General features: G+C 72.8%; 5 protein-coding genes. 4 read left to right on the top strand and 1 reads right to left on the bottom strand.

What is annotated here, in order from left to right:
- Positions 1 to 48: 48 nt before the first annotated feature.
- Together SLINC_RS44295 and asnB are read left to right on the top strand one after the other, a co-directional pair.
- A complete protein-coding gene (locus SLINC_RS44295) occupies positions 49 to 549 on the top strand; it encodes an SRPBCC family protein (RefSeq protein ID WP_067444211.1) in 501 nt (166 codons plus the stop codon).
- 51 nt (positions 550 to 600) lie between these two features.
- Positions 601 to 2,424 carry an asparagine synthase (glutamine-hydrolyzing) gene (asnB, locus tag SLINC_RS44290; protein WP_067444209.1) on the top strand — a complete coding sequence of 608 codons (1,824 nt, stop codon included), beginning with the start codon at positions 601 to 603 and terminating at the stop codon, positions 2,422 to 2,424.
- Positions 2,425 to 2,468: 44 nt separating this feature from the next.
- Here asnB and SLINC_RS44285 read toward each other — a convergent pair whose 3' ends face one another.
- Positions 2,469 to 3,719, bottom strand: coding sequence for a phthiocerol/phthiodiolone dimycocerosyl transferase family protein (locus tag SLINC_RS44285; protein WP_418361229.1), 1,251 nt, complete (start codon positions 3,717 to 3,719; stop codon positions 2,469 to 2,471).
- Between the two features lie 345 nt (positions 3,720 to 4,064).
- Between SLINC_RS44285 and SLINC_RS44280 the strand changes: the two genes are divergently transcribed.
- Both SLINC_RS44280 and SLINC_RS44275 read left to right on the top strand, forming a co-directional pair.
- Positions 4,065 to 12,644, top strand: a complete 8,580-nt coding sequence (locus SLINC_RS44280; RefSeq protein WP_067444205.1) for a non-ribosomal peptide synthetase — start codon at positions 4,065 to 4,067, stop codon at positions 12,642 to 12,644.
- The gene (locus SLINC_RS44275; RefSeq protein ID WP_067444203.1) at positions 12,637 to 16,440 is read left to right on the top strand and encodes a type I polyketide synthase; all 3,804 of its coding nucleotides are present in this window, start codon (positions 12,637 to 12,639) and stop codon (positions 16,438 to 16,440) included. Before SLINC_RS44280 ends, SLINC_RS44275 begins: the two co-directional genes overlap by 8 nt.
- Positions 16,441 to 16,454 lie beyond the last annotated feature (14 nt).

Genomic DNA, 16,454 nt, shown 5'->3' with positions numbered 1-16,454 from the left:
AGGCCGTGAGGGCCAGCCTCTCGCACAGTCCACAGAAGGAAGACCCCGATGCCCACCCGCTGGTACCCGGTCGAAGCGGCCGACGACTCACTCCTGACCACCGCCTCCCTCTACCTGACGCGCTCCGTCGACGTTCCCCACCCGGCCGAGGAGACCTGGGCGGCCCTGACCGACGACAGCGGCCCGGCGCACTGGACGAAGGGCGTGAAGCGGCTGACCTGGACCTCTCCCCGGCCGTTCGGGGTCGGCACGACCCGGGAGGTCGAGACCGCCGGAGGCTTCGTCCTGCGCGAGCGCTTCTACCGCTGGGACGAGGGACACCGCAAGACGTTCACCGTCGTCGCGAGCACCCGCAACCTGTTCCGGCACCTCGTGGAGGACTACGTCGTGGAGTCCACCCCGGACGGCTCCCGGCTCACCTGGCAGTGGGCCGGCGAGCTGAACCACCCCTGGTCCTACCTGAAGCCCGTGCTGAAGCGCCTCGTCCTGGAACCCACGGCCCGCTCCCACATCGACGGACTGCCGGCCCACATGGCCGCCAAGCGCTGACACCCGCGCGACTCGGGCCACCATCGGACAACACGTCAGGAGAAGACGGACATGTGTGGGATCGTCGGCTGGATCGCCTTCCAGCGAGACCTGGAGAAGGAACGCCCCACGGTGGACGCGATGACCGCCACCATGGTGTGCCGCGGCCCCGACGCCGGGGGCACCTGGGTGTCGCCGCACGCCGCCCTGGGGCACCGCCGGCTGTCGGTGATCGACCTGGAGGGCGGTGTCCAGCCCATGACGGTGGACACCCCGGAAGGGCCGGTGGTGATCACGTACAGCGGTGAGGCGTACAACTTCCGGGAGCTGCGCGAGGAACTGCGACGCCGTGGACACGCGTTCCGCACCTCCAGTGACACCGAGGTGGTGCTGCGCGGCTACCTGGAGTGGGGCGAGGGGCTCGCCGACCATCTCCTCGGCATGTTCGCGCTGGGCATCTGGGACGGCCGTACGGACCGCCTGATCCTGCTGCGCGACCAGCTCGGCATCAAGCCGCTGCACGTGTACGAGACGGAGGACGGCGTTCTGTTCGGCTCGGAGGCCAAGGCGATCCTCGCCCATCCGGCCGTGGAGGCCGTGGTGGACGCGGACGGCTTCCGGGAAATGATGGGGTATGTCAAGGAACCGGGCCGGACCCCGTGGGTGGGCATGCGGGAGGTCAGGCCGGGCACCATGCTGATCGTCGACCGGGGCGGGGTGCGCGAGCGGGTCTACTGGCGGCTGGAGGTCGAGGAGCACCGGGACGACACGGAGACGACGGTGCGCCGGATCCGTGAGCTGCTGGAGGACAGCGTCAGCCGGCAGCTGGTTTCCGACGTGCCGTTGTGCCTGCTGCTCTCCGGCGGTCTGGACTCCAGCGCCCTGACGGCCCTGGCCGCCCGCAAGCTGGCTGAGGAGGGCCGGCAGGCCAGGACGTTCACGGTCGACTTCGAGGACCCGGACGGCTTCCGCGGGGACGAGTTCCGCAGCTCGCCGGACGCGCCGTTCGCCCGTGAGGTCGTGGACCACGTCGGCACGCTGCACCGCGACATCCGGCTGGACCACCAGCAACTGGCCGACCCCGAGGTACGCCGGACCGTGATCGCGGCCCAGGATCTGCCGTTCAACTTCGGCGAGGGCGACAACTCCCTCTACCTGCTGTTCAAAGCGATCCGCGATCATTCGACGGTGGCCCTGTCCGGTGAGTCCGCCGACGAGACCTTCGGCGGCTACCCGTGGTTCCACGTCCCCGCGGTGCAGCAGACCGCGATGTTCCCCTGGCTGACGGCCGCGCAGCCCGCCAGGACGTACGACCGGGAACTGACGCTCAACACTCTGGACCTGCCCGGATTCCTGGCGCAGCGCTGGTCGGACACGGTCGCCCGGGTGCCGTCCCTGCCCGGCGAGGACGCGCACGAGCGCCGGATGCGCGAGTTCTGCTACGTCCATGTGACCAACTGGCTCGGCACGTTGCTGGACCGCAAGGACCGGATCAGCATGGCGGTTGGCCTGGAGGTGCGGGTTCCCATCTGCGACCACCGGCTGGTGCAGTACGTCTTCAACACGCCGTGGACGATGAAGACGTTCGACGGCCGGGAGAAGAGCCTGCTGCGCGCCGCCGTGCGCGACACCCTGCCGGCCTCGGTGGCGGACCGGGTGAAGGCGAGTTTCCCGCTGACCCAGGAGTTGAGCTACCTCGGACAGGTGCAGCGTCAGGCGGGCGAACTGCTGTCGGACGGCCACCGCGCGGTGGACTTCTTCGACCGGGCGTTGCTCACCGAGGCGGTGCGCCAGGAGCCGCAGACCGTGACGCGTGACGGGCGTGACGTGCTGGAGCGGGTCCTCGACCTGGCCGTCTGGTTCGACCTCTACCGCCCCACTGTCAAGCTGTCCTGACACCGCACGAGGGGCGCGGCCGAGGCCGCGCCCCTCGTGCGGTGTCACGTGGCGGACTTGGCGAGCGCGAGCAGGCTCGCGTGGACCTCGGCGCGCAGCTCGCTCATGAACGGCCTGCTGAAGCAGGCGGTGTAGTGGGGGAACTCGATCGCGAGGCGGCCGTCGAACGTGGTGACGCAGGCCATGAACGGACTGCGGCCGGCCTGCGGGAAATAGTGCTCGCGGGCGGGCACGAGCCGTACGTCGGTGATCCGCGTGCCCGTCGGCAGGCGCGGGCCGGACACGGCTCCCATGTTGGTGACGATGACCGTGCCGAGGTGGAGAGCCGGATGCCGCGGGGCCGACGGCATGATCCGCATCTCCCGGAAGTGGTCACCGCGGTCGAGGAAGTCCCGCATGCCGTCGCCGACTTCACGGGCCAGCTCCAGCAGGTCGGTGTCCTCGCCGACGGGGAGGGCCTGCAGGTGCATGGTGACCGCGGCGACCATGAGGTGGGCGGGCACCGGCGGTGACAGGCGCGAGCGCAGATCGACCGGTGACACGCAGCCCAGGACGCGCGGGTCCGCGCCGTCCATGCGCCGACGGGCGGCGAGCAGCAGGGCGGCGCAGAGCAGGGCGTGCACGGACAGACCTTCCGCGCGGGCCCGCTCGCGCAGCCCGGTGGTCGCTCCCGTGTCGAGCAACAACCGCTGGACCTCGATGCGATGGTGCTCCTCGGGCGCTTCCTCCGTCGCCTCCACGTCGTACGGGACGAGTGCGACCGGGTGACGGCCGGTCTTCTCCACACGCCGTGCCAGGTGCTCCGCCGTGTCGGCCGCGTCCGAGGGGGGCAGCAACGCGCTGATGGGCTCGGGGAATTCGGCCGCGAGCGGCCGAGGGACCCCGGTGCCGCCGAGGAACTCCCGGTAGCGGTCCCAGAGGGTGTTCAGCAGGGCGATCCCGCTGTGTCCGTCGGTGATGACGTGGTCGATGCTCAGGACCAGGGTGTGCCGCTCCTCGTCGGGGTCGCTCACCAGGACCGCCCGGGTCAGCGGACCTCCCACCGTCAGCGGGGCGTTGAGCTCCTCCAGATATGCTTCCTCGCTCCCGGTACGTGTCCGCAGCCGGGGCCGCTCGGCCTCCGGGAGCAGTTCGAGGGCGTGGCCGTCGCCGTCCGGGACGAGGTGCGCCAGCAGCTGCGGCTGCTCCGCCGTGACCGCCTCGAAGGCCGCGGACAGGGCCGACGGATCGACAGGACCGTCCAGAGCGCAGGAGAGGACCGCCCTGCTTCGCTGGGCGACGTAAAGGTTTTCCACGGGGCACAACGCGCGTCGCATCCAAACAGCCTTTCTCCGCCGCGGATTTTCCGGGAGGCATTCACGAGAATGGTCGGCCCGGGCACCTTGAGGATGAGTCGAGGACATCTCAAGAAATCATCGAGCGAAGGCCGTTCACCCACGCCAGACGGAAATACGCGAGAAGCTTCCTGGAGTCTCCTTAGCACGTCACTCGAGTCTCCCTGGAGCGCCTTGACTGGCCGAGTCCCGGTCGAGCAGTGTGTCGGCGGAAGGTGATCGCCGCTTGCCCATATTCCCCGTTCGACAGCATCCAGCGGGTGACTCCTGTGAATCCCGCTCGCCATTGAGGGGTTGGTCGGTGCCATGTCCATTCAGCAGCACGAACTTCGCCCGCTGTCGGGAGCCCAGGAGGGTCTTTGGTTCGCCGGACGTCTGGCGGCCGACGCCGCCGCCTACAACACCGGCGAATACGTGGAGATCCACGGCCCCATCGACACCGGCCTGTTCGAGACGGCACTGCGCCGTACGGTCGGTGAGGCCGACACCTTCGCGCTGCGTTTCGTGGAAACCCCGGACGGACCCCGCAGCATTCCGGCCGACGACCCGGACGCCTGGCCGTTGCACCGTGTCGATGTCAGTGCGGAGCCCGACCCGCAGGCCGCGGCCGAGGACTGGATCCGGCGGGATCTGACGACGGCGACCGACCTCGTCGCGGGGCCGCTGTTCTCGCACGCGCTGATCACCCTGGGGCCGGACCGGTTCATCTGGTTCCTGCGGGCCCATCACATCCTCCTGGACGGTTACGGCTACAAGCTGGTGGCGCGTCGGCTGGCCCACACGTACACCGCTCTCGCCGCGGGGCGCGAGCCGGAGCCGGCCGGCTTCGAACCGGTCGCCCGGCTCCAGAGCGAGGAAGCCGCCTACTCGGCCTCCGAGCGTCACGACCGGGACCGCGCGTACTGGTCGTCCCGGCTGGCCGGGCTGCCCGATCCGGTCCGCCTCACCGAGCGCACGGCCCCGCCCAAGGCGCCCTTCCTGCGTCGCACCCACGACCTCACGCCCGCCGAGAACGAGGCGCTGGGCACTGCGGCCGCCCGGCTTCAGGTCTCCCCCACCGACCTGCTGGTGGCCGCGGTCGCCGCGTATCTGCACCGCATGACAGGCGCCGACGACATGGTCCTGGGACTGACCACGATGAGCCGGCTCGGCTCGGCCACGCTCCGCACTCCGGGCACGGCCTCCGACGTCCTGCCGCTGCGTGTCGCCGTCTCCCCCGCCGCGCCGGTGGGCGAGACGGTGCGCTCCGTGGCCGAGGAACTGCGGTCGCTGCGCCGGCACCAGCAGTACCGGGGCGAGGCCGTGCGCCGCGACCTGGGCCTGGTGGGCGCGGGACGCAAGGCGTACGGCCCGGTGGTCAACGTGGTTCCGTTCGCCGAGGACCTGGCCTTCGCCGGCCACCCCACGACCTCCCACCACCTCTCCGGCGGCGCGGTCGAGGACCTCCAGATCAGCGTGCGACCGGGCGCCGAGGCCGGTGGGCTGTGGCTGGCTTTCGACGCCAACCCGGGAGCGTACGATCAGGCCGAACTGGACACCCACCTGCGGCGGTTCCTCCATCTGCTCGACCAACTCGTCGACGGGGACGGGCAGTCGGCACTCGCCGACGTGTCCCTGCTGCTGCCGGGCGAGGAGCCGCAGACCCGGCCCCTGCGCACCTTCACCATCACCGACACGCTCACCCGGCGCTTCGAGGAGCAGGCGGCCCGTGTGCCGCTCGCCACCGCGGTGACCTTCGAGGGCGACCATCTCAGTTACAGCGAACTCAACACGCAGGCCAACCAGTTGGCTCGGCTGCTCGTCGAGCGGGGTGCGGGACCCGGCACGATGGTCGCGCTCGCGCTGCCGCGCGGGATGCGCCTGGTCGTGGCGCTGCTCGCCGCGCTCAAATCGGGTGCCGCGTATCTGCCGCTGGACACCGGTCACCCGGCCGAGCGGCTGCGGCTCGTCACCGAGGACGTGCCACCCGCCGTGCTCGTCACCGAGGCAGCTACCGCGGGGGCGCTTCCCGCGATACCGGCGCCGACCGTTGTCCTGGGCGACCCGGAGACCGACAAGGACCTCGCCGCCCGCCCCTGCGGCGACCTCGGTGAGTCGGACCGTACCGGCCCCACGGGGCCGGACGACCTCGCGTACATCATCCACACCTCGGGTTCCACCGGCCGTCCCAAGGGCGTGCCCATTCCGCACTCCAATGTGCTGCGGCTGTTCGAAGCCGCCGACGAGCACTACGACTTCGGCGCGGACGACGTGTGGTCGCTCTTCCACTCGTACGCCTTCGACTTCTCCGTCTGGGAGATCTGGGGTGCGCTCCTGTACGGCGGACGGCTCGTCGTCGTGCCGTCCGCCGTCACCCGCTCACCGCGCGACCTCCTGCGGCTGGTGCGGGAGGAGCGGGTCACGGTGCTCAGTCAGACACCATCCGCGTTCGAGCATCTGATGCAGGCGGACCTGGACGGCGCGCACGCCGAAACGGCCCTGCGCTACGTCGTGTTCGGCGGTGAGGCGCTGCGGATGGAGCGGCTGCGGCCGTGGGCGGACCGGTACGGCCTGGACACGCCGGCGCTGATCAACATGTACGGCATCACCGAGACGACCGTCCATGCCACCTTCCAGCGCGTGACCCGTGCCCACGTGGACGATCCGCGGCGGCCCAGCGTGATCGGCCGCCCGTTGGCCGACCTGTGCGTCCATCTGCTCGACGCGTCGCTCCGGCCGGTTCCGCCCGGGGTGACCGGGGAGATCCATGTGTCGGGGCCGGGGCTGGCGCCGGGCTACCACGCGCGGCCCGAGCTGACGGCCGAGCGGTTCGTCCAGGACCCGTTCGGTCCGCCCGGCACGCTGATGTACCGCTCAGGCGACCTCGCCCGGCGCCGGGCCGACGGGGTCCTGGAGTACGTGGGGCGCGCCGACCACCAGGTGAAGATCCGCGGGTTCCGTGTCGAGCCCGGTGAGATCCAGGCAGTGCTCGCCGAACACGCGGAGATCGTCTCGGCGGCGGTCGTCGTCCGGCGGACCGCGGACGGCGGACCGCAGCTCGTCGGGTACGCCGTGCCCGCCTCGGGACACCGCCCGGCCCCGGCCGAGCTGCGCGCCCACCTGGCCGAGCGGCTGCCCGGGCACATGGTCCCGGCGGCCTGTGTGCTGATCGACGCGTTGCCGCTGACGGCGAGCGGCAAGCTGGACGCGCGGGCCCTGCCCGAACCGGACTTCACCGACGACGCCGCGGGCCAACGCCCCACGACGCCCGAACAGGCCCTGGTCTGCCGCCTGTTCGCCGAGGTGCTGCGGCTGCCCGAGGACTCCGTGGGGGTGGGCGCCAACTTCTTCGACCTGGGCGGGCACTCGCTGCTGGCGGTGCGGCTGCTCGCCGGACTGCGTGCCGAAAGCGGCCGGGACATCCCGATGACGGTGCTCTTCGACACGCCCACGCCCGCCGACCTGGCGCTCCGACTGGCGGCGGAGTCCGGTACGGCGGTCCGGCTGCCCCCGCTGGTGGCGGCGGCGCGTGCCGAGCGGGTGCCGCTGTCGTTCGCGCAGGAGCGGATGTGGTTCCTCAACCGGCTGGACGGGGCGGCGGCGACGTACAACATCCCGCTGGTCGTCCCGCTGGAACACGATCTCGACGAGGAGGCGCTGCGTTGGGCGCTCGCCGATGTCGTGGACCGGCACGAGAGCCTGCGCACGGTGTTCGCCGACGACAGCGACAACAGCGGCGACGGGGACGGCGCGTACCAGCGGATCCTGCCACCCGGGGCGCTGCGGCCGCAGGTGCGGGTCGTGGACTGTCCGGCCGAGGAGGTGGACGCGCAGGTCGCCGCTGCGGGCCGGCATCGCTTCGACCTGACGCGGGAGAGTGCGCTGTGGGCGGCGGTCGTCGGCACCGGGGCGCGTCGCACGCTGGTGCTCGTCCTGCATCACAGCGCGGCCGACGGCTGGTCGCTGCGGCCCCTGGCGGAGGATCTGAGCGCCGCCTACGCGGCCCGCCGGGAGGGCCGGGCACCGCACGGGAAGCCACTGGCGGTGCAGTACGCCGACTACGCGTTGTGGCAGCGCGGTGTCCTGGCCCCGGCGCCCGAGGGACCCGGCCGTCTGGAGCAGCTGACCGGCTTCTGGCGCGAGGCCCTGGCGGGGCTGCCCAGGGAGAGCACCCTGCCCGCCGACCGGGCCCGGCCCGCCGTGACCGGCGGCGCGGGCGCGAGTGTGTCGGCGACCGTCGACGCGGCGCTGCACGCGCGGCTGGAGCGGCTGGCGGACGCCGAGGACACGAGCCTGTTCATGGTGCTGCACGCCGTCGTGGCCGCGTTGCTGTCCCGCTGGGGCGCGGGCACCGACCTGGCGATCGGCACACCGGTGGCCGGACGCTCCGAGGCCGCACTGGACGACGTCATCGGGCTGGTCACCAACACCCTCGTGCTGCGCACCGATGTCTCGAACGACCCCGGCTTCCGTGAACTGCTCGCGCAGACCCGTCGGTTCGACCTCGCGGCCCTGGACCACCAGGACCTGCCGTTCGACCTGCTCGTGGACGACCTCAACCCGCCCCGGCATCCGGCCCGCCATCCGCTGTTCCAGGTCATGCTGGCCCTGCAGAACAACGAACCGGCGGTGCTCCGGCTCGGCGACCAGCGCACCCCGCTGCGTCCCACTGCCACCGGCAGCGCCAAGTTCGACCTCTTCGTGGACGTCACGGAGCGGCGCGACGAGCGGGGCACGCCCGAGGGTCTGGACCTCCATGTCGAGTACGCCACCGACCTGTTCGCCCCGGAGACCGCCGCCCGCTTCGCGCAGGCGCTGTCCGCCGCTCTCGGTGCCGTGTGCGCGGATCCGGCGCTGCGCGTCAGCGATCTGCCCGCGCGCGGGCCCCGGCCGCGGTGCCTGCCCGGTGACCTCGCCGCCCCGGCCCTGGAGGTCGCCGGAGTGCGTGACGCGGTCGCGCTGCCGCCCGGCGACGCCTCCACCGCGCCGACGCTGTATGTGGTGCCCGGGCGGGCCGGCCAGGTGGAGCCGGACCTCGCGGCGCGCGTCACCGCCGTGAACGGGCTGCCCCGCACCCCGGACGGCGCCCTGGACATCGACGCCCTGCGCGCGCTGCCCGGCGTCGACCGCACCGCCGCCGCCCGCTGGCAGCGGGAGTTGGAACGGCTGACCGGCGTCCGCGAGGCATCGGTCGAACTGGAGGACACGCCCGAGGAGTTGGGTCTTCGCCACACCGGTCCACCCCGGCCCGGGACCCGGCCGGAGACCACGTCCGAGCCGAAGCCACGGACCGACCCCGTCGCTGCTTTCAGTCAGGGTCCGCCCCTCCCCGAACCGTCCGTCCCGAGCTGGGCGGCGGCCCTCACCCGCGCGGCGGCCGGGCCGCACGGCGAGATCGTGCACGTGCGCGCCGACGGCAGCGAGACCCGCCGCAGCTACGCCTCGCTGATCGAGGAGGGCTCGCGCGTGCTGGCCGGGCTGCGGCGCAGGGGTCTGCGTCCCGGTGATCAGGTCATCTTCCAGTGCTCGGACACGGAGGACTTCACGGCCGTGCTGTGGGGCTGCGTCCTCGGCGGGTTCGTGGCCGTGCCGCTGACCGTGCCCGTCTCCTACGCCGTCTCGTCGGCCGCCGTCACCAAGCTGGAGGGCATCTGGCGGATGCTGGACCGGCCGTGGATCGTCGCCTCGCCCTCGGACGCGCCCGGCCTGCGGGAGCTGGCCGAGCGGGACGGCTGGCCGGGGCTGCGGCTGACCACCGCCGACGTACTGCGCGAGGCGCCCGAGGACCGCGCCTGGCACGAGGCGGCACCGGACGACCTGATCCTGATGCTGATGACCTCGGGCAGCACCGGGCTGCCCAAGGCCGTGCGGATCACCCACCGGGGCGTGCTGACCCGGTCGGCGGCCACCGAGGCGATGAACGGACTGGGCGAGCAGGACGTCAGTCTCAACTGGATCCCGCTGGACCATGTGACCGGCGTGGTCATGTTCCATCTGCGGGACGTGTACCTCGGCTGCCGGCAGATCCACGCGCCGACCTCCTGGATCCTCCAGGACCCGCTGCGCTGGGCCGACCTCGCCGACCGGCACCGGGTCACGGTCACCTGGGCTCCCAACTTCGCCTTCGGGCTCCTCGCCGAGCAGGCGCACCGCTTCGAGGGCCGTACCTGGGATCTGTCGCCGATGCGACTGGTGATGAACGCCGGTGAGGTCGTCGTGGCCTCGGCGGCGCGCCGCTTCCTGCAGGTGCTGCGTCCGTTCGGGCTGCCGCAGGACGTGATGCATCCCGGCTGGGGCATGTCCGAGACCTGCTCCGTGGTCACCGACACTGTGCTGCCCGCCGAACCGCCGGGCCACGACGAGGCGTTCGTCAGCTGCGGGCTGCCGTATCCCGGGTTCGCCATGCGGGTCGTCGGCGACGGGGACACCGTCCTGGCCGAGGGCGACGTCGGGCGGCTCCAGGTGCGCGGGACCTCGGTCACCAAGGGCTACCACGACAACGCCAAGGCCAACGCGGAGTCGTTCACCGAGGACGGCTGGTTCGACACCGGCGACCTGGCCTTCCTGCGGGGCGGCGAGCTGTACATCACCGGCCGGGCCAAGGACGTCATCATCGTCAACGGCGTCAACCACTTCAGTCACGAGATCGAGTCCTGCGTCGAGGAACTCCCCTGTGTCGTACGGAGTTACACGGCCGCCGTCGCGGTCCGCTCCGATCCGGCCGCGACCACCGACGAACTCGCCCTCTTCTTCCACCTCGCCGACGACCACGACCCGGCCGCCGCCCTGCGCGAGATCGGCGGCAAGGTGACCCGGGAGATCGGCGTGAGCCCGGCCTTCCTCGTTCCGGTCGGCACCGGGGACATCCCGAAGACCGAGATCGGGAAGATCCAACGCACCAAGCTCCGCAAGGGTTTCGAAGCGGGCGACTTCGACGAGGCGGTGCGCGGGGCGCAGTTGCTGCTCGGCGGTGCGGCCACACTGCCGGACTGGTTCCTGCGGCCGGTGTGGCAGCGGGCCGACGCCCTGCATCCGCCCCTGACAGCGGCGGGGCGGCACGTCCTCGTGCTGGCCGGGCGCGAGCCCGGGGCCGCCGTACGCGTGGCCGGACGGTTGCGGGCCGACGGCGGGCTGTGCACGGTGGTCACCGAGGGGCCGGCGTACGAACGGATCGACGCTGCCGCCTACCGCGTACGGCCCACCGAGGTCGGCGACTTCGCCGCCGTACTGGAACGGCTCGGCGCCGACGGGCGCGAGGTCGACGCCGTGATCACCCTCGGCTCGGCCGGCGACACCGACCACACCGAGTCCCTGCTCGCTTTCGTCCGCGCGCTGATCGTCCGGCACGATCCGAGGCGCCCGCTGCCGTTGCTGTTCGCCACGGCCGGGGCGCACGCCCTCACACCGTACGACCGGCCGCACTGCGCCCACGCCACGACCGTGGGCCTGCTCAAATCCCTGCGCGAGGAGCAGCCCTGGCTGCGGGGCATGCATGTCGACCTGGCGCCGGGCGGAGACGTGGACGCGGCCGCGTTGCTCGGTGAGCTGACGACCGCGCCCGTGGACGCCGAGATCGCCCACCGCGACGGCCACCGGTATGTGCGCCGTCTGGCACCCCTGCCCGACACGCTGCCGCGCAGCCGGCCGTGCACGGCCGGCTTCCACCTGATCAGCGGCGGCCTCGGCGGGGTGGGCGTCGAGATCGCCGAACACCTGCTCAGGACACCCGGTACGAGGCTGCTGCTGCTCGGCCGCGGTACACCCGGCGACGAGCTGCGGCGGCTCCGACAGCTCGGGGACGTGCGCTGGACGCGGGCCGACGTCACGGACGCCGAACAGGTGCGGGCCGCCGTACACGAGGCCGGCGAGGCGTGGGGCGTGCCGCTGACCTCGGTGCTGCATCTGGCAGGTGCCTTCGACGAGCGGCCGGTGAGCGAGTTCGACACGGAGAGCTGGCGGGCGGCCGTGGACGCGAAGGTGCGGGGTGCCTGGGCGCTGCACGAGGTCGCGGCAGAGAACCCGGTCGACTCCTTCGTCACCTTCTCCTCCGTCAACGGCTGGTTCGGTGGCGCGCTGAACTCCGCGTACGCGGCCGCCAACGCCTTCCTGGACACGCTGGCCGTGTACCGCCGCCATCTGGGGCTGCCAGGGCAGAGCCTGGCGTGGAGCATGTGGCGCGAGCGGGGCATGAGCCGCGGCTACGGGCTCGCCTCGCTGAGCGAGGCCCGGGGCTACCGGATCCTCGACCCGGCTGCGGCGGTGCGTTCGTTCGACTTCGCGCGCTCTCTGGACGAGCCGCACGTCCTGATCGGCGCCGACCGTACGGCGCCCTGGGTGCGCAGTCACGTCGTGGCTCCGGTACGGCAGGTGCGGCGGCTCGCGGCGCAGGTCGCCCTCGACGAGGGCACCGACCTCGGCGCGCTGTACCGCGCGGCGGCCCGGGGCGCGGAGGGCGACACGTGGGTGCTGCGGTCGACCGGTACGACCGCCGGCCGGCCCGAAGTCCCGGAAAGCGGCGAGGCGTCGGGCCGTCTGGAGGCGCGGCTCGCCGCCGTCTGGTGCGCGGTACTGAGCCGGGACCGGGTGGGCCGGGACGACAACTTCTTCGACCTGGGCGGCAATTCGCTGCTCCTGGTCGGCGCGCAGACGGCGATCAACAAGGAAATGGGCTGCGAGCTGAGCGTGGTGGACCTGTTCGCGCATCCGACGGTGCGGGCGCTAGCCCAGCACCTGGTCGCGAGCGGTGTCGGCGCCGGCGACATCAGGGCGCCCCTCGCCGGCGAGGCGGCCCCCGCGCCCGAGCGGCCCACCGGCTTGGACCGGGCCAGGCAGCAGGCGGGGCGGCAGCGGGCGGCCCGCGGCGCCCGTCGCACCGTACGGGAAGGGAAGGACCGAACCGATGGCTGAGCCCACCGTCGAACCGGGCGAGGAGGTGCCCGCCGTCGCTGTGATCGGCATGGCGGCGCGCTTCCCGGACGCCGACGACGTCGACGCGTTCTGGGAGAACCTGGCGGCGGGCCGGGACGCGGTACGGCCGGTCACCGACGAGGAGTTCCTCGCGGCGGGCGGCGACCCCCGGGACCTCGACGACCCGGCCCTGATCCGGATGGCGTCCGTGGTCGAGGGCATCGACCTCTTCGACGCGGACTTCTTCGGCATGAGCCCGGCCGAGGCGGCCGTCGTCGACCCGCAGCAGCGGCTGCTGCTGGAGACGGCGTATCACGCGCTGGAGGACGCGGGGCAGGTGCGCGCCGCGCAGGAGGTCACCACCGGCGTCTACGCGGGCGCCGGCGACAGCCGCTACTACCCGGCGCACGTCCATCCCCGGTACGCCGGTCAGCCGGGCTCGGTGGCACTGGTGCACGCGGCCACGGCCAACTCGCTCGGCACCCTGGCCACCCGCATCTCCTACGAATTCGGGCTGACCGGGCCGAGTCTGTCGATGCAGACGGCGTGCTCCACGGCGCTGGTGGCACTGCACACCGCGTGCCAGGACCTGCTGGACTACCGCTGTGACCTGGCGCTCGCGGGGGCGGTGTTCCTCAACCCCTCGGCGCCGCTGGGCTATCGGCATGTTCCCGACGGGCCGTTCTCGCCGGACGGGCGCTGTCGGGCCTTCTCGGCGGACGCGGCCGGTACCTCCTCGGGCAACGGGGGCGGAATGGTCGTACTGAAGCGGCTGGAGGACGCGCTCGCCGACGGTGACCGGATCCGGGCCGTGGTGCGGGGCTCGGCCGTCAACAACGACGGACGCCGCAAGGTCGGGTTCTCCGCGCCCAGCTCGGCCGGTCAGAGCGAGGTGATCCTCGCCGCGCAGGTGCAGGGCGACATCGACGCCGGCACGATCGGGCTGGTCGAGGCGCACGGGACCGCCACGCGGATCGGCGATCCGATCGAGGTGGCGGCACTGACCGAGGCGTTCCGGCACAGCACGGACCGGCGCGGGTTCTGCGCGCTGGGCTCGGTGAAGACCAACATCGGGCATCTCGGCCCGGCGGCCGGCATCGCCGGCGTGGTGAAGGCCGTACTCGCCCTGGAGCACCGGCAGATACCGCCCAGCCTGCACTTCGGCACGCCGAACCCGCTGATCGACTTCGCGTCGGGTCCGTTCCGGGTGCCGACCGAGCTGGAGGGGTGGCCGGACGCCGGTCATCCGCGCCGGGCAGCGGTCAGTGCCCTGGGCATCGGCGGCACCAACGCCCACGTCATCCTTGAGGAGGCACCGGCCCCCGCACCACCACCCCGGCCCGCCGAGTCGTCCCGCCGCCACGTCCTGCCGCTGTCCGCGCGCACGGCCGGCGCGCTGCGCGGCCAGGCCGAGGCCCTGGCCCGCCAGCTGGAGGCCCACCCCGCGCTGCGGCTCGAAGACGCCGCGCATTCCCTGCGCACCGAGCGCCCGGCCCTGCGTCACCGGCTCACCGTCAGCGCCACGACGCCCGCCGAGGCCGTGGCCGCGCTGCGCACCCCGCAGCCGCCGGTGGGCCCGGTGCCCGACGAACCGACACGGGTGGCGTTCCTGTTGCCCGGCGGCGGCACCCAGTACGTCGGCATGGGCGCCGGGCTGTACCGGGACAACGACGTCTACCGCGATGTCGTGGACGAGTGCGCGCGCGTCCTGCGGCCGGTCGTCGAGGCCGATCTGCGCACCACGCTGTTCGAGCGGGTCGAGCCGGACAGTCTCGACTCCTTCCTCGCGCTGATCGTCACCCAGTACGCGCTGGCCAGAACGCTCATGGAGCAGGGTGTGCGCCCCGACGCGCTGATCGGGCACTCACTCGGCGAGTACACGGCGGCCTGTCTGGCCGGAGTGATGGATCTCGACGAGATGCTGCCGGTGGTCGCCGAGCGCCTACGGCTCATCTCCTCCCGCGGCGGGGCGACCGTCGGCGTCGCAGCCTCCGCGGACGCCGTCGCGCCGCTGCTCGGCCCGGATCTGTCGCTGGCGGCGGTGAACGGTCCAGCGGCCTGCACGGTCGCCGGACAGACGGACGCGGTGGACCGGTTCGAGGCCGAACTGACCCGCCTGGACGTGCCGTTCCGTCGGCTGCGGATACCCGCCGCCGCCCACTCCCATGTCCTGGACCCGATCCTCGACACCTTCGCCGGCCGGCTGCGCACCCTGCGGCTGCGCGCGCCCGGGATCCCCTACGTCACGAACGTCACCGGCACCTGGATCACCGGCGCCCAGGCGACGGACGTACGGCACTGGGTCGACCACACGCGGCACACCGTACGGTTCGCGGACGGCATCGCGACACTGTGGGCGCGGGGGCGGCCGGTGCTGGTGGAGATCGGCCCCGGGGACAGCATGACCAAGCTGGCCCGGGCCGCGCTGGAGGACGAGGCCCCGGTGACGGTCACGACCATGCGGCACGCCAAGGCGGACGCACCCGACGGTTTCGTCCTCGCGGGCGCGCTCGGCAGGCTGTGGGCCGCCGGTGTCGACTCGGCACTGCCCCACGCCGTCGATCCCGCCGGTCCGCCGCGCCGGGTGCGGCTTCCCGGGTACGCCTTCGACCGGCGGCGGCACTGGATCGACGCTCCCGGCGCGCGCACCGGTTCGGGGGCGGCCGAGCAGGAGCGGACCGTGAACGCCGGGGGCGGTCGCACACCCCGTCCGCTGCTGAGCACCGACCACGTGGCGCCGCGCACGGAGCGGGAGCGGGCCGTGGCCGAGGTGTGGGAGGAGCAGTTGAGCATCGACGGCATCGGCGTCCACGACAACTTCTTCGACCTCGGCGGCGACTCGATGCGGGCCGTGCTCCTGGCGGGCCGGCTACGGGCGACGGGTGTGCTGGACGTGGCCGGCGGCTCGCTGCTCGCGCATCCCACGGTCGCCGGCCTGCTGGAGTCGGCCGCCGAGCGGGGCGACCCGTCCTCCGCCGCACTCGGCCCCTTGCTGCCGCTGCGCCGCGAGGGCTCCGGGACACCGCTGTTCTGCGTCCACCCCGGCGCCGGCGTCGCCTGGCGGTACACCGGACTGCTCCCCCATCTCGGCCCGGACCAGCCGGTGTTCGGCATCCAGGCGCACGGCCTCGACGGCGCCCGCCCGCCCGCGCCGGACGCCGCGTCCATGGTGGCGTCGTACGTGGACCTGGCGCGGGAGGTCCAACCGCACGGCCCCTACCGGCTGTTGGGCTGGTCCTACGGCGGCTTCGTCGCGCACGCCATGGCCTGCGCGCTCCAGGAGCAGGGCGAGCGGGTCGAGCTGCTGGCCATGCTGGACGCCCCGCAGCCCCTCGGCATGCGCTACGACGCGGACCAGGCCGAGCGGCAGGTCGCCGGGCTGCTGATGCGAGTGGCGGGGCTGCCGGTCGACGCGGACACCGCGGTCCCGGACGTCGAGAGCGTGCTGGCGCGCATCGGCGCGGCCCCGGCCGACGGCGACGCGACGGTCGCGGTGACGCGCGCCGAGGCCGCCGCGATCGCCGACGTGATGCGCAACAACCTGCGTATCGCACCGCAGTTCAGCCCCGGCGTCCACCGCGGCGAGGTGCTGTTCTTCAGCGCCACCGAGGACACCCGCACCGACGGCGACGATCTCGCGCTCGCCGCCCGAAAGGCGGACGCATGGCGGCCGTACGTCGACGGCCCGCTGACCGATCACCCCGTGCCGTGCGGGCACTACACGATGACCGAACCCGCGCCCATGGCCATGATCGGCGCCGTGATCGCCAAGGCGCTGCGGCCCGTCACCGGGTGAGCCGACACGGTTTC

Origin of the sequence: Streptomyces lincolnensis (assembly GCF_001685355.1) — a bacterium.
Taxonomy (GTDB): domain Bacteria; phylum Actinomycetota; class Actinomycetes; order Streptomycetales; family Streptomycetaceae; genus Streptomyces; species Streptomyces lincolnensis.
This window is presented reverse-complemented; position numbering and strand designations above follow the sequence as displayed.

Excerpts from the sequence above, each read along its gene's own strand:
- SLINC_RS44280 (WP_067444205.1), top strand. The coding sequence starts at position 4,065 with ATGTCCATTCAGCAGCACGAACTTCGCCCGCTGTCGGGAGCCCAGGAG.
- asnB (WP_067444209.1), top strand. The coding sequence starts at position 601 with ATGTGTGGGATCGTCGGCTGGATCGCCTTCCAGCGAGACCTGGAGAAG.
- SLINC_RS44295 (WP_067444211.1), top strand. The coding sequence starts at position 49 with ATGCCCACCCGCTGGTACCCGGTCGAAGCGGCCGACGACTCACTCCTG.
- SLINC_RS44275 (WP_067444203.1), top strand. The coding sequence starts at position 12,637 with ATGGCTGAGCCCACCGTCGAACCGGGCGAGGAGGTGCCCGCCGTCGCT.